General features: G+C 43.7%; 19 protein-coding genes. 17 read left to right on the top strand and 2 right to left on the bottom strand.

Features of this window, described 5'->3' with window-relative positions:
* The first annotated feature begins 36 nt into the window (after positions 1–36).
* The 8 genes from ACDD58_RS06680 to ACDD58_RS06645 all read left to right on the top strand — a co-directional run bounded on the left by ACDD58_RS06680 (position 37) and on the right by ACDD58_RS06645 (position 10230).
* Positions 37–267, top strand: coding sequence for a hypothetical protein (locus ACDD58_RS06680; protein WP_117919990.1), 231 nt, complete (start codon positions 37–39; stop codon positions 265–267).
* A 42-nt stretch (positions 268–309) separates the two neighbouring features.
* Positions 310–1362, top strand: coding sequence for an HD-GYP domain-containing protein (locus tag ACDD58_RS06675; protein WP_117919992.1), 1053 nt, complete (start codon positions 310–312; stop codon positions 1360–1362).
* Positions 1363–1380: 18 nt separating this feature from the next.
* Positions 1381–1947 (top strand): TetR/AcrR family transcriptional regulator C-terminal domain-containing protein, encoded by a 567-nt coding sequence (locus ACDD58_RS06670; protein ID WP_117919994.1) that lies wholly within the window; start codon positions 1381–1383, stop codon positions 1945–1947.
* Positions 1948–2140: 193 nt separating this feature from the next.
* Entirely contained in the window at positions 2141–4231 is a 2091-nt protein-coding gene (locus ACDD58_RS06665; RefSeq protein WP_118488275.1) for an RND family transporter, read from the top strand.
* A gap of 19 nt (positions 4232–4250) precedes the next feature.
* Positions 4251–6938 carry a hypothetical protein gene (locus ACDD58_RS06660; protein WP_370776518.1) on the top strand — a complete coding sequence of 896 codons (2688 nt, stop codon included), beginning with the start codon at positions 4251–4253 and terminating at the stop codon, positions 6936–6938.
* Positions 6939–6962: 24 nt separating this feature from the next.
* A complete protein-coding gene (locus tag ACDD58_RS06655) occupies positions 6963–7541 on the top strand; it encodes a manganese efflux pump MntP family protein (protein ID WP_370776517.1) in 579 nt (192 codons plus the stop codon).
* A gap of 114 nt (positions 7542–7655) precedes the next feature.
* Positions 7656–9521 (top strand): B12-binding domain-containing radical SAM protein, encoded by a 1866-nt coding sequence (locus ACDD58_RS06650; protein ID WP_370776516.1) that lies wholly within the window; start codon positions 7656–7658, stop codon positions 9519–9521.
* Entirely contained in the window at positions 9499–10230 is a 732-nt protein-coding gene (locus ACDD58_RS06645; RefSeq protein WP_370776514.1) for a PolC-type DNA polymerase III, read from the top strand. The genes ACDD58_RS06650 and ACDD58_RS06645 overlap by 23 nt, the downstream gene beginning before the upstream one ends.
* On the opposite strand, the gene ACDD58_RS06640 is transcribed toward ACDD58_RS06645, so the two are convergent.
* Positions 10213–10833: a lipopolysaccharide assembly protein LapB gene (locus tag ACDD58_RS06640; protein ID WP_117920004.1), complete on the bottom strand. Its 621-nt coding sequence runs from the start codon at positions 10831–10833 to the stop codon at positions 10213–10215. The two genes, ACDD58_RS06645 and ACDD58_RS06640, sit on opposite strands and share 18 nt — an antisense overlap.
* Before the next feature lie 290 nt (positions 10834–11123).
* Between ACDD58_RS06640 and ACDD58_RS06635 the strand changes: the two genes are divergently transcribed.
* The 9 genes from ACDD58_RS06635 to truA all read left to right on the top strand — a co-directional run bounded on the left by ACDD58_RS06635 (position 11124) and on the right by truA (position 19465).
* A complete protein-coding gene (locus tag ACDD58_RS06635; RefSeq protein WP_370776511.1) occupies positions 11124–12668 on the top strand; it encodes a VanW family protein in 1545 nt (514 codons plus the stop codon).
* A 73-nt stretch (positions 12669–12741) separates the two neighbouring features.
* Complete coding sequence (locus ACDD58_RS06630; RefSeq protein ID WP_370776509.1) at positions 12742–13728, top strand: AIR synthase family protein; 987 nt, start codon at positions 12742–12744, stop codon at positions 13726–13728.
* 82 nt (positions 13729–13810) lie between these two features.
* On the top strand, positions 13811–14287 hold the full coding sequence (locus ACDD58_RS06625; protein WP_117920010.1) for an Lrp/AsnC family transcriptional regulator: 477 nt from the start codon (positions 13811–13813) through the stop codon (positions 14285–14287).
* Between the two features lies 1 nt (position 14288).
* Positions 14289–15464: a pyridoxal phosphate-dependent aminotransferase gene (locus ACDD58_RS06620; protein WP_117920012.1), complete on the top strand. Its 1176-nt coding sequence runs from the start codon at positions 14289–14291 to the stop codon at positions 15462–15464.
* A gap of 48 nt (positions 15465–15512) precedes the next feature.
* Positions 15513–16016 carry a tRNA (cytidine(34)-2'-O)-methyltransferase gene (locus tag ACDD58_RS06615; RefSeq protein ID WP_015522173.1) on the top strand — a complete coding sequence of 168 codons (504 nt, stop codon included), beginning with the start codon at positions 15513–15515 and terminating at the stop codon, positions 16014–16016.
* Between the two features lie 20 nt (positions 16017–16036).
* Complete coding sequence (locus tag ACDD58_RS06610) at positions 16037–16897, top strand: energy-coupling factor transporter ATPase (RefSeq protein ID WP_117920014.1); 861 nt, start codon at positions 16037–16039, stop codon at positions 16895–16897.
* 15 nt (positions 16898–16912) lie between these two features.
* A complete protein-coding gene (locus ACDD58_RS06605) occupies positions 16913–17791 on the top strand; it encodes an energy-coupling factor transporter ATPase (RefSeq protein WP_186899346.1) in 879 nt (292 codons plus the stop codon).
* Positions 17792–17808: 17 nt separating this feature from the next.
* Positions 17809–18621 carry an energy-coupling factor transporter transmembrane protein EcfT gene (locus ACDD58_RS06600; protein ID WP_117920018.1) on the top strand — a complete coding sequence of 271 codons (813 nt, stop codon included), beginning with the start codon at positions 17809–17811 and terminating at the stop codon, positions 18619–18621.
* A 109-nt stretch (positions 18622–18730) separates the two neighbouring features.
* Positions 18731–19465 (top strand): tRNA pseudouridine(38-40) synthase TruA, encoded by a 735-nt coding sequence (gene truA / locus ACDD58_RS06595; protein WP_118209912.1) that lies wholly within the window; start codon positions 18731–18733, stop codon positions 19463–19465.
* A gap of 39 nt (positions 19466–19504) precedes the next feature.
* Here the strand turns inward: truA and ACDD58_RS06590 are convergent, their stop codons facing one another.
* Positions 19505–19939 carry an XRE family transcriptional regulator gene (locus tag ACDD58_RS06590; protein WP_118209896.1) on the bottom strand — a complete coding sequence of 145 codons (435 nt, stop codon included), beginning with the start codon at positions 19937–19939 and terminating at the stop codon, positions 19505–19507.
* Positions 19940–20077 lie beyond the last annotated feature (138 nt).

Genomic DNA, 20077 nt, shown 5'->3' with positions numbered 1-20077 from the left:
CTTTTGATATAGCCGGTGCAGAAAAGAGGAAAGAAAATGAGATGTGAAGAGTTTAAAATGGAACGCACGGGATTGTTAGAGGTCGGGGATGTTTTGCCGGTCACAGAGGGAAAACTGCCAAGTTCCTACTATTATACATTAGGAAAGGCATATGCGATGTCTGCAAATTATGCGGTAAGTGAACGGATCAGATCAAGAGAGGGAAAAGTTGTAGACGTAAAAGAAACCCCAAAAGGGTACTTTGTGACAGTTGAATTTGACGAATAAATGGTATAAAATATATGTATTGTAATTTGAAAGGATAAGTACATGCGCTATATACCGACAAGCAGGTTAAAGCCGGGAATGGCTCTTGGACAGGATATTTATGATGGAGCGGGAAGACTTCTTTTAGCGAAACATCTGCTCCTGACATCAGAATATATATCCAACCTGGAGTTCCTCGGATATCCTGGAATATACATAGATGATGAATTTACATGTGGCATAGAGATACAACAGGTGCTCACACCACAGGTGCGTTGTCAGGCATTAAAACTGATACATGAGCTGTTTGATTTTGATACGGATGACAGCGAATTGCCGGTCGATGAAGTGAAGCTGCGCATGACAGTGAAAAATGTTGTGGAAGATATCCTGAAAAATGGCGATGTAATGTTTAACATAATGGATATCCGCAATTATGATGAATATATTTATTACCATTCAGTGAATGTCGGTGTGCTCTCTATCATGGTTGGAGCGAGATACGGACTGGAACGAAACAAATTATATGATCTTGGAATTGCAGCAATACTGCATGATTTAGGAAAAAAGTTTTTACCTGAAGAAATCGCAAATGGAAAATGGCCGCTTACCGGGAAAGAGAGGGAAGCGTGGAAAAGTCATCCAAAACTTGGAGCAGAATATTTGAAAACATCCTATCATTTTCCTGCGATGGTTTATAGTGGGATACTGATGCATCATGAATGGTTTAATGGTGAAGGATATCCGCTGGAAAAAAGCGGAAGAGACATACCGTTATATGCGAGGATCATTAAAGTTACAGACAGCTATGATGCAATGATATCAAAGCGTCCCGGCAGGGAACAGCTTTCGCCGGCAGATGCGATTGAATATATGATGGCAATGGCGGGAGCGGAATTTGATCCGCAGTTAGTTAATATATTTTTACGCAGAATGGCGGTTTATCCGATTGGATGCGAAGTGGAGTTATCAAACGGACAGCGCGGCATTGTGGCAAAGAATTTTAGAGATTTTTCTCTCAGACCGCTGGTACAGATCGTGGAGACAGGCGAGATGCTCAATCTCCGTGATGATCCGGAAGGTCGCAGCGTTACCATAGGAAGAATGATTATGTAAAAATACTTTGAGGGAGATATGACTGGACAGGGAAAGAGCGCGATAGATACGCTTTTGGCAGAAAGTTTTAAAGAACTTGCATTAAAACAGCCGATCGAGAAGATTACGATCAAAGAGATTACAGATAAGGCAGGCGTGATACGGCCGACATTTTATAACCATTTTCAGGACAAATATGAACTTTTGGAGTGGATCATAGATACACAGCTGATCGCTCCGGCAGAACCTCTGATACAGAACGGTATGGTAAACGAGGCATTGATACTTTTATTTTCCAACATTGAAAAAGAAAAGGAGTTTTATCAGAAAGCGATCCACTTAGAGGGACAGAACTCGTTTGAGAGCATTGCACAGTCCTGTATCATGAAGGTGTTCCTGAGGGTGTTTGAACGTTCGGCAGCCACGAAGAAACCAAAGTATGTCTGGCTGACACCGGAACGTATTGCTGCGTATTATGCACAGTCCATGTGCTATATTGTCATGAACTGGATTCGGTCCGGGATGACGATCTCAGCGCGGGAGTTAGCAGAGATCTATGATTACATCATAAAGAGATCCATGGAAGATATTTTAGCGGAACTTTAATATGTGAATTAAATATACAATCGGAATTAAATGTTAACTTTGATATACATTTTGGGCAATTTGTATAATAAGATGCTACAGAAAAATTAGATTGAATCTTTTCAGATTCAGTCTTTTTTTTTACACTAAAGGAAATTGTGGCAGGGGGAATGTATGCCACAGGAAAATAAAAAGAAAGAAAAGAGTGAAAAAGATGATTAAGTTTGGAAAATGGGTAGTGAAATTCCGTATTCCGATTCTGATCCTGAGTTTTCTGTTATTGATACCTACCGGGATCATCTACATGAATACGCGAATCAATTACGATATCCTCTCATATCTCCCGGGAGATATTGAGACGATGAAAGGACAGGATATCCTGTTAGATGAGTTTGGAACAGGTGCTTTTTCCGTGGCGGTCATAGACGGCATGCAGGAAAAAGAGATTTCACAGTTAGAAGATAAGCTAAAAGAGATCGATCATGTGAAAGATGTTTTATGGTATGGCGCACTCGCTGATATCTCAATCCCGATGGATATGCTGCCGGATGATTTAAAAGATTCCCTGCAGAATGCAGACACAGGCAGCCAGCTTATGATCATTACATTTGACACGTCCATGTCAGCAGATGAAACACTTGATGCCATCGAGGAGATACGGGGACTGACCAATGAACAGTGTCTTTTGAGCGGTATGTCAGCCGTTGTTACGGATATCAAAAAGATCTGTAACAGTGAGGTCATCATGTATGTTGTGATCGCTGCCGGATTATCTGCACTGGTGCTGGCACTTACAATGGATTCTTTCCTGTTACCGTTTATTTTCCTTTTGAGTATCGGTATGGCAATCGTATATAACCTTGGAACGAACTTTATTGCCGGAGAGATTTCTTTCGTTACACAGGCACTTGCAGCGGTATTGCAGCTTGCAGTTACGATGGACTATTCCATTTTCTTATGGCACAGCTACCTGGAAAATCAGGAGCGTTATCCGGATGACAAGAAACGTGCGATGTCCCATGCAATCTCACAGACGTTAACTTCCGTAGTCGGAAGTTCCATTACAACGATCGCCGGATTCCTTGCAATGTGTTTCATGACATTTACACTTGGTATGGATCTTGGTATTGTTATGGCAAAAGGTGTTGTATTTGGTGTTGTCGGTTGTGTTACAATTCTTCCTGCCATGATCCTTGCAATGGATAAATGGATTGAAAAGACAAGGCACAAAGCCATCATACCGGATCTTGGACGTATCGGTGGATTTGTGACAAAACATTACTGGATTTTCATTATTTTATTTTTAGTGATCATTGGTCCTGCTTTCTACGGACAGAATCACAATCAGGTATATTACGATCTGGTAGGAACTCTTCCGGACAACTTAGAGAGTGTAAAAGCAGGAAATGCACTGGAAAATGATTTTGATATGGGTGCGACACATGTGATCCTTGCAAGCAGTGAGCTGAATTCCAAAGATGCAAGAAATATGGAAAATGAGATCTCTGATGTAGACGGTGTCAAACTGGCATTAGGACTTGATTCCGTTATGGGACCGACCGTACCAAAAGACATGATCCCGGATGATATCAAGGAAATGCTTGATAATGGAAAATATCAGATGATCTATGTGATGTCTGAGTACAAGACCGGATCGGATGAAGTAAATGCACAGTGTGATGCAATCCGTGATATCATTAAAAAATACGATGACACTGCAATGTTAATCGGTGAGGCTCCATGTACAGAGGATCTGATCACCATCACGAATACAGACTTTAATACCGTAAATGCGGTTTCCATTATTCTGATCTTCATTATCATCGCATTTGTACTGAAGTCAGTTTCATTACCGGTCATCCTTGTTATGGTCATTGAGTTTGCGATTTTCATCAACATGGGTATCCCGCATTATACCGGAACGGTTCTTCCGTTTATCGCTTCTATCGTAATCGGAACGATCCAGCTCGGTGCAACGGTTGACTACGCAATTCTTATGACAAACAAATATAAGAGAGCAAGAAACCACGGAGCAGAAAAACGTGATGCGGTAAGAACCGCATTAGACAGTTCCTTACAGTCTGTCATCGTCAGTGCATTAAGTTTCTTCGCAGCAACATTTGGTGTAGGAATGTATTCCAGTATCGATATGATCAGTTCCTTATGTATGCTTCTTGCAAGAGGTGCATTGATCAGTCTGGTCGTCGTAGCATTTATTCTGCCGGCAATGTTTATGGTATTTGATAAATTGATCTGTGCAACAAGTGCAGGTTTCCGTTATAAAAAAGATTCATCAGTTCAGTAAAATAGAGGAGGAAAAAAAGATGAAATTACCGGAATTAAAGAAAAAATTTACAAAGAAATATGTGATTCGTATTATCGCAGGTGTGCTGGTTGTCGGAATGGTTGGAACAGGCGTTTCCACAGCAAACGTATTTGCAGCAAAGACCGCACAGGAGAGCACTGAGAGTACAGAGAGTACCGAAAAAGACAGCAAAAAATCAGATACAAAAGATTCTGATGCTGAGAGCAAATTAAAAGATGCATTAGATGACAGTATCAAATTCAGCGAGAAAGAGATTGGCAAAGAAGAAACGGTATATGTTCTTGCAGACAGCACCGGAAAAGAGCGCAAAGTGATCGTTTCCGATCATCTGATCAATGATGAAAATAAGGATACGATCGAGGATGCTTCTACCTTAAAAGATATCGAAAATGTAAAAGGTGATGAGACATTCAAACAGGATGGCAGCAAACTGACCTGGCAGGCAGACGGCAACGATATTTATTATCAGGGAACCTCCACAAAAGAGACACCGGTATCCCAGACAATTACCTATTCTTTGGATGGTAAGGAAGTAAAGCCGGAAGAACTTGCAGGAAAATCAGGAAAAGTAACGATCCGTTTTGATTACACCAACAATGAGACGGTAAAAACAAAGATCGACGGAAAAGAGGAAGAAATCTATGTCCCATTTGCTGCGATCAGCGGAATGGTATTAGATGACAGCTTTTCTAATGTAAAAGTTACCAATGGTAAAGTAATCTCCGATGGCAAAAATAATATTGTAGTCGGATATGCACTTCCGGGATTAAAAGAGAGCTTAGATGTGGATGATTCTGATTTTGACGGAGATGTATCGATCCCGGATTACGTGGAAGTAACTGCAGATGTGGAGAATTTCTCATTAAGCACCACAATGACAGTTGTGATGAATGCAACAAACTTTATCAGCAAAGACGGAGATGCAGATCTTTCTGAAGTTGATGATATGTTAGATACTTTAACAGATGCAACAGATCAGTTAAAAGATGGTTCCGGTGAGCTCGCAGACGGTGTAGATACTTTAAAATCCAAGATGGGTGAGTTTAAAGACGGTGTCGGAACATTAAAGAACGGTATCAAAGATTATACGGATGGAGCTTCTACTTTATCCACAGGAATCGGAACATTAAAGAGTGGTGTGGATACCTTAGCAGGAAGTGTACCAACACTGATCAGTGGTGTGGGAACCTTAAAAGATGGTTCAGCAAGTGCAGCAAAAGGAGCATCTTCCTTAAAAGACGGAGCAGGAACCTTAAAGAAAGGTGCCAAGGATGTATCTACCGGAGCCAATACATTGTCCAAAGGTGCAAGTGATCTTTCCACCGGAGCCAATACACTTTCCACCGGAGTGAAGGATCTTTCTACCGGAGCAGATACGTTATCCACTGGAGCTTCTGATTTGTCTACTGGAGCAGACACTTTAGCTGCCGGAGCTTCCAGTCTGAATACAGGTGTCCAGACACTTGCGAAAGGAGTAAAAGATTTAAATACTGCTGTCAACGGCGGTGAAACAACGCTTGCAGGCGGAGCATCTGCAGTCAGTGCAGGTGTGGATACATTAGTTGGAAAATTGGGAGATATGGCAGCAACTTTACAGACTAAAAAAGATCAGATCAATGCCAATTTACAGGCAAATGGTACATCCATTGAAAATGCACAGGCTACGATCGAATCATTAAAGAGCGCACAGTCAAACCTGATGAACGGAATTTCCAAGTACGATGCAGATCCTACAACTGCAACAGCAATTTTTACGCAGGTGGGGCAGGCACTTGGCGGTGTTTCAATCAACAGTGTAAATGATGCAATGACTGTAGCGGTAAGCCTGTCAGACAAGATCGCAACAATTGGTCAGGCTCAGGGAGCTGTTTCAGCTATCGATGAAGCAGCCAGTCAGATTTCTGATCCGACAACACAGGCACAGCTTACAGCACTTCAGACTGGTGCGAAACAGGTGGCAGATGGAGCAGCGCAGGCATCCGGTGCAATCAGTACTATGGCTGGAAAAATGGATGATCTGACTAGTGGTTCTGGTCAGGTGGCACAGGGAGCAAGTGATCTTGCAACAGGAGCAGGAACCCTAAAGAAAGGAGCAAGTGATCTTGCAACAGGAGCAACCAAGTTAAAGAAGGGTGCCGGAGACCTTGCAACAGGAGCAGGAACCTTAAAGAAAGGAGCAAGTGATCTTGCAACAGGAGCAGGTCAGGTGGCAGATGGAGCAACGACTCTGCACAAAGGAGCATCTGATCTGTCTGACGGTTTAAATACTTTAGACGGTGGTATCGGACAGTTGAAAGAGAAAGCCGGATCACTTGCAACAGGAGCTGAGCAGTTAAAGAGCGGCACAGACCAGCTTGCAAGCGGGGCATCCACACTTGTTTCTAACAACGATAAATTAAACGATGGCGCAGGTACTTTAAGCGATGGAACCAGTGCGATCATTGATGGTGTGGGAGAGCTTTCTGACGGTGCACATAAACTTGCAGACGGAATTACAGAGTTCAGTGAAGAAGGAATCGACGAGATCATTAATTCTTACAATGGAGATATCGAGCCGCTTGTTGACCGTATTCAGGCTGTATTAGATGCCGGTGCTGATTATCAGACTTATACTGACATTGCAGACGGAGTGAACGGAAGCGTTAAATTCATTATTAAAACAGATGCGGTAAAAGCTGAAGATTAAAAAACAGCCTTTAGGAGGAGTAAGATGAATGCGTTGGAGAATCTGCTGATCATAGCAGGCATATCGTTAGATATATTCGCAGCCATGGAGTGTCAGGGATCACTGATAGCAAAGATAGATAAAAAACAGCTTGGCAAACTGTGTGTACTGATTGCTGCATGGCAGATGACAGCACTGTTCGTCGGAAGTTATCTGTCAGGAATTTTGTATCGCAATACTATAACGCACAATGAAAAAGTGACTGGATTTGTCATTGCAGCAGCCATCTTTTTCTGCCTGGGGGTGCGGCTGGTTGCAAAAGCCATAAAAAACGAGCGGATCATAGAGCACTGTGAGCAGAAACTCGGCTGGAAACATCTGCTTGCAATTGCAGCAGTTACCAGTAGTTATACCCTGCTGACAGGTATAGCATTTGGTTTCCTTGGAACAAATCTTCTTGTGATGCTTCTGATGGTTGCCGGACTTACCATTGCGGTTGTCGTGGCTGGTATCTATACTGGATATCATCTGGGATTTGAGCATAAGACAAAAGCATATATTGCAGGAGCGATACTTCTGTGGATCGCGGGAATAGACGTTATCGTAAAACATATTTTGCGGTAGGATAAATCCGGTTTTCGGCTGCCAGAAAAATCTGACGGCTGGGAACCGGATTTTTTTCGTACGTTGCAACAAGTTTTTTTCTCCGTTATAATGGTAATGTTGGAGGCAGAACAGATGAAAATTTTACTTACGGCGATTAATGCCAAATACATACATTCCAATCTTGCTGTGTATAATCTGCGTGCATATGCCGCACATTATGCGAAAGGCATGACGGCTTCAGACACGGTGGAGATCGGAGAATACACGATCAATAACCAGATGGAAGATATCTTAGAGGGAATTTATAAGGCAAAACCGGATGTTTTAATGTTTTCCTGCTATATCTGGAATATTGCTTATGTGGAGGAACTGGCAGAGGAATTTCACAAGCTGCGTCCGGAAGTGCCGATCTGGGTGGGAGGTCCTGAGGTATCCTACGAGACGGAGAGCTTTTTAAGATGCCATCCGCAGATTACCGGTGTGATGATAGGGGAAGGGGAAAAGACTTTCTGTGAACTGGCAGAGTATTATGCCGGAGAAAGCCGGAGAGACAAAGAAACGGAAGAAAAGCAGAGAATACAGGAAACACAGAGGACAGGAGAGAGTAAATGCACAAAGGAAAGATCGAAACTCGGAAAAATCACAGGGATCGCATACCAAAACGGGGATGAGATCATCTTTACCGCACCGAGGGAAATGCTCGATTTAAGTGACATCCCATTCTGCTATGACAAGGCAGGCGATTTTAAAAACCGTATCATTTATTATGAATCAAGCCGTGGATGTCCGTTTTCCTGCAGTTACTGTCTTTCCTCCGTGGAAAAGCAGCTTCGTTTCCGCAACACGGAACTTGTGAAGAAGGAACTGCAGTTTTTTATTGACCGGGAAGTTCCACAGGTAAAATTTGTGGACAGGACATTCAACTGCAATCATGCGCATGCGATGGAGATCTGGTCTTACATCAAAGAACATGATAATGGGATCACCAACTTCCATTTTGAAATTTCGGCAGATCTGTTAAAGGAGGAAGAACTTGCCCTGATCGGTACCATGCGGCCGGGACTGATCCAGTTAGAGATCGGTGTGCAGTCGACAAATGGGGCAACGATCAAAGAAATCCACCGTACCATGCAGCTTGAACGGTTAAAGGAAGTTGTGAGAGAGGTTCAGAAACATGAGAACATCCATGAACATTTAGATCTGATCGCAGGACTTCCATTTGAAGATTATGATACATTTGCAAAATCTTTTGACGAGATTTATGAACTTCGTCCAAACCAGCTGCAGCTTGGCTTCTTAAAGGTGTTAAAGGGCTCCTATATGTATGAGCATGCGAAAGAATATGAGATCACATACCACAGCAGACCGCCTTATGAGGTGCTTAAAACAAAATGGCTGCCTTATGATGATGTATTAAAGATACGCCAGGTGGAAGAAATGCTTGAAGTGTATTATAACAGCGGGCAGTTTGAAGTTACGATGAAAGTACTCGGAGTTCTGTTTAAAAGTGCTTTTTTCCTGTTCCAGGATCTTGGGAAATTTTATGAGAAAAAAGGCTACTTTGGCATGAGCCATGCGAGAATCCGGCGTTCGGAAATTTTGCTTGAGTTCGTGGAAGAAACATTTTCTGCTGACACGGAGAAGGAAAATCTACAGGAAGTGCAAAATCTTTGTGAGATTTCTGATATTATAAAAGAAAGCCTGATCTTTGATCTGTATTACCGGGAAAACTGCAAGAGCAGACCGGCATGGGCAAAAGATTTAAGCACATGGAAACAGGTGACGCGGATATACTGTAAAAATGGAAAGCAGTCCCATGTGGAGTGTTTTTCCTACCGGTTTCCGGATAAAGGAGAGCGTGTATTAAAAGAATTGCCAGAGCGTGCAGAAAAGCCATTATATGCACTGTTTGATTATACAGACAGGGATCCTTTAGATCATCAGGCAAAGGTAACATGGATCATGGAGGACGAAAATGCAGGATTATGTAGTAATTGATCTTGAAATGACAGGTCTGAATGTAAAGACCGATCATATTTTAGAAGTGGGGGCAGTCAAAGTCAGAAACCATCATGCCGTCGATCAGTTTGGTGCAATTTTACGTCAGAATATAAAGATACCGGAAAAAGTAACCGAACTTACCGGAATTACAGAGACGATGGTACAGGAAGGTGCAGAAAAAGAAAATGCCATGAAGCAGTTTTTTGAATTTATCGGAGATGATATCATCGTTGGGCAGAATGTGATTTTTGACTACAGTTTTTTAAAACAGTGGGCAGTCAACCACAATATGCCGTTAGAGCGGAATGCGGTCGATACTTTAAAACTTGCACGGAAATTTTTGCCCAGAGAACAGAAAAAAGATCTGGAAAGTCTGTGTGCATATTTTGGGGTAAAAAGAGAAAATGCACATCGTGCATTTCATGACGCTTACGAAACGTGGCAGGTTTATGAGGCACTCAGGGAACGGTATGAGGAAGAACATGCCGAAGATTTTTTGCCGAAACCGCTTCTTTATAAGGTAAAAAAGCAGACACCGGCAACGGCACGGCAGATGAAATATTTAAGGGAATATGCAGCACATTATCAGATAAAACTGCCGGATGATCTTGCAGAGATGACAAGAAGTGAAGCATCAAGACTTACAGATCAGCTTATTTCCAGACATGGAAAGCTGCAGAGGAAAAAATCAGATTTTAACGGATGATTCCTCTGGGAGCATTGCAGTCAGTTTTTCTACGATCGAACGTTTCATCAGGGAGTCAAGCTGTTCTGCAGATGAAAGGAGTTTACGGATCTGTTCCGTATCACCGGAAGACTGGTAGATCTCAGCTAAAAGCAGATAGTTCTGGCTTAAATCAGAACCAATGCTGATGCCGTATTCTAAAATTGTGCGGGCTTCATTCGTATGACCGAGTTCTATAAGCTGCCCTGCATAGGCAGTGAGAGCCTGGCAAAGTGTGGTAAAATTCTGCTCGTAGTCAGTCAGGGCAGGGAGACTGGCAGTCCCATAGGCGATCTTTAGATCGGTATTGGTCTGCGTGCCCAGATTGACGATCTTTTGTCCGGAAAGAGCCTGCAGAGTTTTTTCATATTTTTTTAATAAATCATTTTCGTACATACCTATTGGAAATTTATCAAAAGGTATGGTAATATAGGGAAGTCCGCTTAAATCCTTTAAACGGGTGTTGTTTGCAATGGATTCTTTTTTCCAGAAACGGTCGGTGGCGCTCTCCTGAGAGCGGATGGAACGTTTGCGGAAAAATGTGAGCAGGCAGATAACTGCAATAAATAAACCTAAAAGTGGCATGTTAAATCCTTTCCGTGCCGTGTTTTTGAAATGGAGGTACATCGATATGTATGATTTCAGTAAAAAGAAAAATAAAAAAGTACTTGCAGCAGTTGTGATCATTCTGGTAGGAACAATGTTACTTACTACTGTACTTGCGGCACTGTTGTAATAAATCTGTTCATGTAAAATATACTAAAAACAGGGCAAACAGTCAAATATATTCGTGGTAATGCATCTTGAAAAAGAGGGCAGTTGTGATAAAATGAACAACAAAGATTCAGTAAAAGCAATAGTTTCAGAGGGAAAAGATGAAAAAAACAGGTAAGATATTAACAGCTCTGGGGTTAGCCATGGCATTTGGCTTCATTATGAATCCGACGCAGGCAAAAGCGGAAGATACAGACCGTATCGCAGAGGGAGTTTATATTGGCAATATTGATGTTGGCGGCATGACAGAGCAGGAAGCTCTGAGTGCAGTGACTGATTATGTAAATAATGCAGGGGAAGCAGTATTTACACTGACTGCGGGAGAGCGCAGCACACAGGTGAAAGCATCGGATCTTGCACTTGAGTTTACCGATATGAACGTTGTTTCAGAGGCGATGGATGTCGGAAAGAGCGGTAATCTGATCAAAAGATATAAGGATAAAAAAGACCTTGAAAATGGCAATGTTGTCATTGATATGGTGTTGAACGTAGATCATGATACGGTTTCTGAGTTACTTGACGAGAAAGCGGATGAGCTTGATCAGAAAGCAGTAGACAACGGACTGGTACGTGAGAACGGTACGTTTAAGATCATTAAAGGATCACAGGGTGTTGAGGTCAATGTGGAAAAGTCGATCGCTGCGATTGAAAATTATGTCAGTGACGGCTGGGACGGACAGGGTGGAAGTATTGAACTGACAGCGGAGATTGTGGAACCTAAGGGAAGTGAAGAAGAGCTTTCTAAGGTAAAAGACCTGCTTGGTGGATTCAATACGAATTACAGTTCTTCCACTCAGAACCGCTGTGATAATATTGCAACAGCAGCTGATAAGATCAACGGAACTGTTCTGTATCCGGGAGAAGAGTTTTCTGTATACGAGACGATCGGACCGTTAGATGCAGCAAATGGTTATGAATTAGCAGGAGCCTATGAGAACGGACAGACGGTGCAGTCATATGGCGGTGGTGTCTGCCAGGTTTCAACGACTTTATATAATGCAGTTATATTAGCGGAGCTTGAAGTTACGGAGCGTTCAAACCATTCTATGATCGTTACCTATGTAAAGCCATCTATGGATGCTGCGATCGCAGGTGATTATAAGGATTTAAAATTCGTAAATAATCAGGATGTACCGATCTATATTGAAGGATATACTTCCGGGAAAAATGTTTATTTCAATATTTACGGGGAAGAGACAAGACCTGCAAACCGCAAGGTAACATATGAGAGTGAAGTTGTGTCGGAGCAGGATCCGGGTACACAGTTTGTGGCAACCGGAGATCCGGTAGGAACGATGAGTGTATCACAGGGAAAACATGTCGGATATGTGGCACAGCTTTGGAAAGTTGTTACGGTAGACGGTGTGGAAGAAAGCCGCGAAGTATTTAATAAGAGTACTTACAAAGCATCACCGAAGATCGTCAATGTTGGAACCGCGTCAGAAGATCCGAATGCATCAGCGACGATCGGCGCTGCATTAGCGACCGGTGACGAGGGGACTATCTATGCCGCAGTGGCTCAGTTTACGGCAGCGGCATCGACTACACAGGAACAGCCGGCTGAAAACCAGTCTGCAGAGGAGCAGGCAATCGTCGGAGACGGACAGGTGGATGTCAGCGGAGATAACGGCGGAAATGGTCAGTAATTTATTATAAGAAACAAAAAGAGGCTGCCTCGTAAGAGACAGCCTATAACTATAAACAGGAATGGAGTTTGCGATGAAGATTGGAAAAGTACCGGAGAATGTGCTCAAACGCTCCGTATTTAAACAGATACATACCAAAAGACCGGAGGTTGTCTTAGGCGCCGGTGTGGGAGAGGACTGCGCGGCGGTCAAGCTGGCAGAGGATGAGACACTTGTGATGTCAACAGATCCGATCACAGGAACGGCACAGGATATCGGTACGCTTGCGATCCAGATCACAGCAAATGATCTTGCCAGTGCGGGAGCAGAGCCTGTCGGTGTGCTGCTTACGGTCTTACTTCCACCAGAGGTTGAGGAACCGGAGTTAAGAGAGATGATGCAGCAGGTAGAGGCAGCATGTGCGAAAGCAGGTGTGCAGGTCATGGGCGGTCATACGGAGATCACTGCAGTTGTAAATCAGCCGGTCATTTCCGTATGTGGTGTTGGAAAAGTAAAAGACGGATGTGTGATCTCTACCGGCGGGGCAAAACCGGGAATGGATATCCTTGTGACAAAATGGATCGGGATCGAGGGAACATCCATCATTGCAAAGGAAAAAGAAAAAGAACTGTTAACGAGATTTTCTGCACCATTTGTTGAAAATGCAAAAAAACTGGATGTATATTTATCCGTACTTTCAGAGGCTGCAGTCGCCGTTCGGTCTGGCGTTAGTGCTATGCATGACGTCACAGAGGGCGGTATCTTTGGTGCACTCTGGGAAATGGCAGAAGCATCTGGCGTCGGACTTGAAATCGATTTAAAAAAGATTCCCGTTCGTCAGGAAACAATCGAGATCTGTGAATTTTTCGGAATCAACCCATATGAACTGATCTCAAGCGGTTCTATGCTGATGGCAGCAGCCGATGGCAATCTGCTGGTAAATGAACTGAAAAAAGCAGGAATACCGGCAACAATTATCGGAAAAGCAACAGCCGGAAATGACAGAATTCTATTAAATGAGGATGAGAGACGGTTTTTAGAACCGCCTAAGACGGACGAATTATATAAGGTAGTATCATAACAATAGATTGTGCATTTAGCGGGAAAATCTATTGTCAGAAATTAAGATAGTGCTCAAAAGAGTACAAATTATGGAGGATATCATGCGCGAAAAGATTTTAACGTTTATAGAGAAGAACAGCAGAATAGATTTAAAGGAACTGGCAATTATTTTAGGCGTGGATGAGGCTGCCGTGGTAAATGAGCTTCAAAAGATGGAAGAAGAGCATATCATCTGCGGATATCATACCCTGATCGACTGGGATAAGGCAGGCATTGAAAAGGTAACTGCCTTAATCGAAGTGCGTGTCACACCACAGCGTGGAATGGGATTTGACAAGGTGGCAGAGCGTATCTACAACTATCCGGAAGTAAATTCTGTTTATCTGATCTCAGGCGGTTTTGATTTTATGGTAACGATCGAGGGAAAAACACTGCGTGAGGTTTCACAGTTTGTCTCCGATAAACTTTCACCGCTTGACTCTGTTTTAAGCACAAAGACGAACTTTATTCTGAAAAAATATAAAGACCACGGAACCGTTATGGCAGAACCGGCAAAAGATGAAAGGATAGAGATGTAATATGAGAGATCCGTTAAATAAAACAATCACAACGATTCAGCCGTCCGGGATCCGTAAGTTTTTTGATGTAGTGCATGAGATGAAGGACGCTATCTCCCTTGGTGTCGGTGAACCGGATTTTGATACGCCGTGGCATATCCGCGACGAGGGTATCTATTCCCTGGAAAAAGGAAAAACACATTATACCTCAAATGCAGGTTTAAAAGATTTAAAGATTGAAATCGACCGCTATTTAAACAGACATTACGGAGTGTCTTATGACGTGGATCATGAGATCATGGTTACGATCGGAGGCAGTGAGGCGATCGATGCGGCTATGCGTGCCATGTTAGATCCGGGAGATGAGGTTTTGATCCCGCAGCCAAGCTATGTATCTTATGTGCCTTGTGCCATTTTAGCAGGTGCAGTGCCGGTCATCATTGAGTTAAAGGCAGAAAATGAGTTCCGTCTGACACCGGAGGAATTAGAGGCTGCGATCACGCCGAAGACAAAACTTTTAGTGCTTCCGTTCCCAAACAATCCGACCGGTGCGGTCATGGAAAGATCCGATCTTGAGAAAATTGCGGAAGTGATTAAAAAACACGATATTTTTGTGCTGAGTGATGAGATATATTCCGAGCTTACTTATCTTGAAAAACATGTAACGATCGCATCTTTACCTGGCATGTGGGAGCGGACGATCGTGATCAATGGATTTTCAAAATCACATGCCATGACAGGCTGGCGTCTCGGATATGCATGCGGACCGCGTGTGATCATCGGGCAGATGTTAAAGATCCATCAGTTTGCGATCATGTGTGCACCGTCTACGAGCCAGTATGCAGGTGTTGAGGCTCTCAAAAACGGAGATGAAGATGTGGCACAGATGAGAGAGGAGTATAATGGCAGACGCCGTTATCTGCTTCATCGTTTTAAAGAAATGGGACTTTCCTGTTTCGAGCCATTTGGTGCATTTTATGTATTTCCATGCATCAGTGAGTTTGGCATGACATCCGAGCAGTTTGCAACAAAGCTTTTAAATACAGAGAAGCTTGCAGTCGTTCCTGGAACTGCATTTGGTGACTGCGGAGAGGGATATATCCGCATTTCCTATGCATATTCACTGGAGAATCTGAAAGAGGCGATGAATCGCATGGAAGCATTTATTCAGGGACTGAGAAAACAGAGTGAAAAATAGGCTGCTATTCACATTGTTGCCTGTTTCTACGCAGAAATAAGGAGTATTATGGCAAAGTTAAATATTGTATTATACGAGCCGGAGATTCCGGCAAATACAGGAAATATCGGAAGAACCTGTGTTGCAACAGGGACAAGACTCCATCTGATCGAGCCGCTGGGATTCCATCTTGACGAAAAGTCAATAAAACGTGCCGGAATGGATTACTGGAGTGAACTTGATGTGACGACTTACGTGAACTGGGATGATTTCTGTGAGAAAAATCCGGGCGCAAAGATTTATATGGCAACGACCAAAGGACGTCATGTTTACACAGAGGTTTCTTACGAACCGGACTGCTATATTATGTTTGGAAAAGAGAGCGCAGGGATTCCGGAGGAGATTTTAAAAGCAAATCCGGATACCTGTGTGCGGATTCCGATGATCGGGGAGACACGTTCACTGAACCTGTCAAATTCCGTTGCGATCGTGCTCTATGAGGCACTCAGACAGAATCAGTTTGACCATATGAAGCTGCAGGGCGAACTGCACAGACTGCGCTGGGACGACTGATACGGGAAGGATAAAAACAGATGGGAATTATTAAGGCAAAACAGCTTGTGCATGAGTATATCAGACGTGATGAAGAGGGAAACGTAGAGTCGATCCAGACTGCCTTAGATCATGTGGATCTGGATGTGAAGCAGGGAGATTTTATTGCGATTTTAGGGCATAACGGTTCCGGTAAATCTACGCTTGCGAAGCATATCAATGCACTGTTAGCCCCGTCCGAGGGAAGTCTCTTTGTGGACGGCATGGATGTTTCAAAAGAAGAAAATGTCATTCCGGTGCGAAAAACCGCCGGAATGGTTTTCCAGAATCCTGACAACCAGATCATTGCGAGCGTAGTAGAGGAGGATGTCGGATTCGGACCGGAAAATATCGGTGTGCCGACAGATGAGATCTGGCAGCGTGTGGAGGAGAGCCTAAAGGCGGTCGGCATGTTAAAATACCGCCATCATTCACCGAATAAGCTCTCCGGTGGACAGAAACAGCGTGTTGCGATCGCAGGCGTTGTTGCGATGGAGCCAAAATGTATCGTGTTAGATGAGCCGACGGCGATGCTTGATCCGAACGGAAGAGCAGATGTCATCCGTACTGCACATGAACTTAATGAGAAAAAGGGTGTCACGATCATTCTGATCACACATTATATGGAAGAGGTAGTCGGTGCTGATAAGGTGATCGTAATGGATAAGGGAAAAGTTGTCATGCAGGGAACTCCGCGTGAGATTTTTTCACAGGTCGGAAAACTCAAAGAATACAGGCTTGATGTACCGCAGGTTACGATCCTTGCGGACTTGCTCAGACAGTCTGGACTCGATATTCCGCTTGGCGTGCTGACGAGGGAAGAACTGGTCGGACATATCCTTAGGATTGCACAGATTGACTAAGAAATGAGGATGAACATGTCAATTATTTTAGATAAAGTGAATTATGTATACAGCGAGGGAACTGCGTACCAGATTCAGGCGTTAAAGGATGTGAACTTAACAATCGAGGATGGACAGTTTATCGGTGTGATCGGGCATACCGGTTCCGGTAAATCAACTCTGATCCAGCATCTGAACGGACTGATGAAAGCCACATCCGGAACGATATATTTTCATGGTCAGGATATTTATGAGGATGATTTTGATCTGCGTGAGCTAAGAAACCGTGTTGGTCTGGTATTCCAGTATCCGGAGCACCAGTTGTTTGAGACAACCATTTTTGATGATGTGTGTTTTGGACCGAAAAATCAGGGATTATCAAAAGAAGAGGCAGGACTTAGGGCATTTGAGGCTCTGCGAAGTGTCGGACTGCCGGAAGAACTGTATTACCAGTCTCCGTTTGATCTTTCCGGTGGACAGAAACGTCGTGTTGCGATCGCGGGCGTGCTTGCGATGAAGCCGGAAGTACTGATCCTAGATGAGCCGACAGCAGGACTTGATCCGGCAGGACGTGATGAAATTTTAGATCTTGTGGAGCGGATGCACAGGGAGCGGGGCATTACGGTTATTCTGGTATCACACAGCATGGAGGATGTCGCAAAATATGTGGAGCGGATTATCGTAATGAATCATGGAAGCGTGATGTTTGATGGCGCGCCGAAAGAAGTGTTCCGCCATTATAAGGAGCTTGAATCAGTTGGTCTTGCGGCACCGCAGGTGACTTACCTGATGCATGAACTGAAGGAAAAAGGTCTGAATGTTGATACAGATGCCACGACAGTAGCAGAGGCGAGAGCGTGTCTGCTTGAGGCGCTGACCGGGATTGATTCCGGAAAAACAGACTTTCATATGTAACGGTTCGGAGGAAGAAGATGTTAAGAGATATTACACTGGGCCAGTATTATCCGGCGGATTCCGTCATTCATAAACTGGACCCGCGCGTAAAACTGTTTGCTACATTTATTTATATTATTTCATTGTTTTGTTTTAAAGGGATTGCGGCATTACTTGTTGCGACTGTATTTTTGGTCTTCTGCATTAAGTCATCGAAGGTTCCGTTTAAGTTTATGGTAAAGGGATTAAAGGCAATCGTGGTGCTGATGCTGATCACGGCGGCTTTTAATCTTTTCCTGACACCGGGTACACCGATCGTGAGTTTCTGGATCTTTAAGATCACAGCAGAAGGTGCGCAGAATGCGATTCTGATGGCGATCCGGCTGACTTACCTGATTCTTGGTACTTCGATCATGACACTTACAACAACGCCAAACCAGCTTACGGATGGTCTGGAAAAATCATTGATGCCTTTGACAAAAATCGGTGTTCCGGTACATGCGATCGCAATGATGATGTCGATCGCACTTCGTTTTATTCCAATCCTCATCGAGGAGACGGACAAGATCATGAAAGCACAGATGGCAAGAGGTGCTGATTTTGAGAGCGGCAATCTGCTACAGAGAGTGAAAAATATGATTCCTCTTTTAGTACCGTTGTTTGTTTCTGCGTTCCGCCGCGCCGATGACCTTGCGATGGCGATGGAGGCACGCTGCTATAATGGCGGTGAGGGCAGAACCAAGATGAAACCGCTGCGTTATGCGGGTGTGGATCATAAGGCATATGTGCTTGTGATCGGATATTTTGTGGTTATTCTGTTGTGCAGATTCTTTTTACCGTTTCCGCAGTAAATTTTGTTGCATGAAGCTGCAAAATATAAGCAGCTTTGTGCCACAGAAACAAATAGATAGTTATGGAAGCAGACACGGCAGGCTGTTTAGAAATGGGGACAGGATCAGTATGCGTATAAAAATGGTTGTGGCGTATGACGGCACAAATTACAAAGGATGGCAGGTGCAGCCGAACGGCATCACGATAGAGGAAGTGTTAAATAAAAATCTCTCGAAACTTTTGGGGGAAGAGATCGTGGTGAGCGGTGCAAGCCGGACGGATTCCGGGGTACACTCACTTGGAAATATTGCGGTATTTGATACGAACACGAGGATGCCGGCAGATAAGATTGCATTTGCCCTGAATCAGAGACTGCCGGAGGATATTGTGGTGCAGGGATCATGTGAAGTGGAGGATGGCTGGCATCCACGTTATCAGAACAGCAGAAAGACTTACGAATACCGCATCTTAAACAGGACATTCCGTATGCCTACAAGACGGCTGGATACTTATTTTTACCATTATCCGCTGGATGTGGAAAAAATGAAAAAGGCGGCATCTTATCTGGTGGGCGAGCATGATTTTAAGAGTTTCTGTGCGATCGGTGCACAGGTAAAAACGACGGTGCGTACCATTTATGCCTGTGATGTGGAAAAAGATGGGGATATCATTACGATCCGTGTGACCGGGAATGGTTTCCTTTATAATATGGTACGGATCATTGCAGGGACGTTAGTGCAGGTTGGCGGTGGCGCGGTTGCACCGGATGAAGTGGGAGAGATCCTTGCAAAAAAAGACCGCAGTGCGGCAGGACCTACGGCACCGGCACATGGACTTACGATGATGGGGATCGAGTTTGAGTAAGCAGGATAACGGAATATTTTAAAATACGGCTGAAGTCAGTCAGCTTAGAGAAGGCTCACCTAATTCTTCTAAGAGGGCATTGGCATCGATCACGGACAGCTTTTTTTCTATGGCAAAAATGAGGATAGAGTCACGTTTGCTTTTAGAATAGAGCTGTCCGTTTTTTGTGAGCGTGAGAGCACGCTGCGTTTCCAAAAGATCGAGCTTTAGCGCAAGGCAGAGAGAAATAACCTTATCACGGGAGGGACTTCGTCTGCCGTCTAAGATCTGATAGCCGTAATTGCGCTGTATCTGGGCTGCGGCGATCAGATTTGCAGCGGTTATATTGTGGGCTATCATCTGTTCGTTCAGATATTCCGGAAAAGTCGAGACGGCTGCCATTTCCGGAAGTGTATCGGTATATTGTTTTAATTCAGCCGTATTTTTGGTGGAAGTGAGAAGTTTCATTAATTCGTCTGTCGTTTGCTGTTTCATAAGGTCTCCTTGAATTGTTGTCCCAAAAATAATAAAATACATTTATATGATTATACAGATGTCATCAGGCAAAAAGAGTAAGGTTGTTTTACTGTCCGACATCTATCATAGCGTGTTATACAGATGAATGCAAGAAAC

Origin of the sequence: Roseburia sp. (assembly GCF_041325975.1) — a bacterium.
Taxonomy (GTDB): Bacteria; Bacillota; Clostridia; order Lachnospirales; family Lachnospiraceae; genus Roseburia; species Roseburia rectibacter.
The sequence above is the reverse complement of the archived record's forward strand: the minus strand, read 5'-3'. Positions and strand labels throughout refer to the sequence as shown.

Bases quoted from the DNA above. Each gene is read 5' to 3' on its own strand.
- ACDD58_RS06670 (WP_117919994.1), top strand. From the start codon at position 1,381: ATGACTGGACAGGGAAAGAGCGCGATAGATACGCTTTTGGCAGAAAGT.
- ACDD58_RS06605 (WP_186899346.1), top strand. From the start codon at position 16,913: ATGTCAATTATTTTAGATAAAGTGAATTATGTATACAGCGAGGGAACT.
- ACDD58_RS06650 (WP_370776516.1), top strand. From the start codon at position 7,656: ATGAAAATTTTACTTACGGCGATTAATGCCAAATACATACATTCCAAT.
- ACDD58_RS06655 (WP_370776517.1), top strand. From the start codon at position 6,963: ATGAATGCGTTGGAGAATCTGCTGATCATAGCAGGCATATCGTTAGAT.
- ACDD58_RS06600 (WP_117920018.1), top strand. From the start codon at position 17,809: ATGTTAAGAGATATTACACTGGGCCAGTATTATCCGGCGGATTCCGTC.
- truA (WP_118209912.1), top strand. From the start codon at position 18,731: ATGCGTATAAAAATGGTTGTGGCGTATGACGGCACAAATTACAAAGGA.
- ACDD58_RS06680 (WP_117919990.1), top strand. From the start codon at position 37: ATGAGATGTGAAGAGTTTAAAATGGAACGCACGGGATTGTTAGAGGTC.
- ACDD58_RS06640 (WP_117920004.1), bottom strand. From the start codon at position 10,833: ATGCCACTTTTAGGTTTATTTATTGCAGTTATCTGCCTGCTCACATTT.
- ACDD58_RS06665 (WP_118488275.1), top strand. From the start codon at position 2,141: ATGATTAAGTTTGGAAAATGGGTAGTGAAATTCCGTATTCCGATTCTG.
- ACDD58_RS06660 (WP_370776518.1), top strand. From the start codon at position 4,251: ATGAAATTACCGGAATTAAAGAAAAAATTTACAAAGAAATATGTGATT.
- ACDD58_RS06615 (WP_015522173.1), top strand. From the start codon at position 15,513: ATGGCAAAGTTAAATATTGTATTATACGAGCCGGAGATTCCGGCAAAT.
- ACDD58_RS06625 (WP_117920010.1), top strand. From the start codon at position 13,811: ATGCGCGAAAAGATTTTAACGTTTATAGAGAAGAACAGCAGAATAGAT.
- ACDD58_RS06645 (WP_370776514.1), top strand. From the start codon at position 9,499: ATGCAGGATTATGTAGTAATTGATCTTGAAATGACAGGTCTGAATGTA.
- ACDD58_RS06635 (WP_370776511.1), top strand. From the start codon at position 11,124: ATGAAAAAAACAGGTAAGATATTAACAGCTCTGGGGTTAGCCATGGCA.
- ACDD58_RS06675 (WP_117919992.1), top strand. From the start codon at position 310: ATGCGCTATATACCGACAAGCAGGTTAAAGCCGGGAATGGCTCTTGGA.
- ACDD58_RS06620 (WP_117920012.1), top strand. From the start codon at position 14,289: ATGAGAGATCCGTTAAATAAAACAATCACAACGATTCAGCCGTCCGGG.
- ACDD58_RS06590 (WP_118209896.1), bottom strand. From the start codon at position 19,939: ATGAAACAGCAAACGACAGACGAATTAATGAAACTTCTCACTTCCACC.
- ACDD58_RS06630 (WP_370776509.1), top strand. From the start codon at position 12,742: ATGAAGATTGGAAAAGTACCGGAGAATGTGCTCAAACGCTCCGTATTT.
- ACDD58_RS06610 (WP_117920014.1), top strand. From the start codon at position 16,037: ATGGGAATTATTAAGGCAAAACAGCTTGTGCATGAGTATATCAGACGT.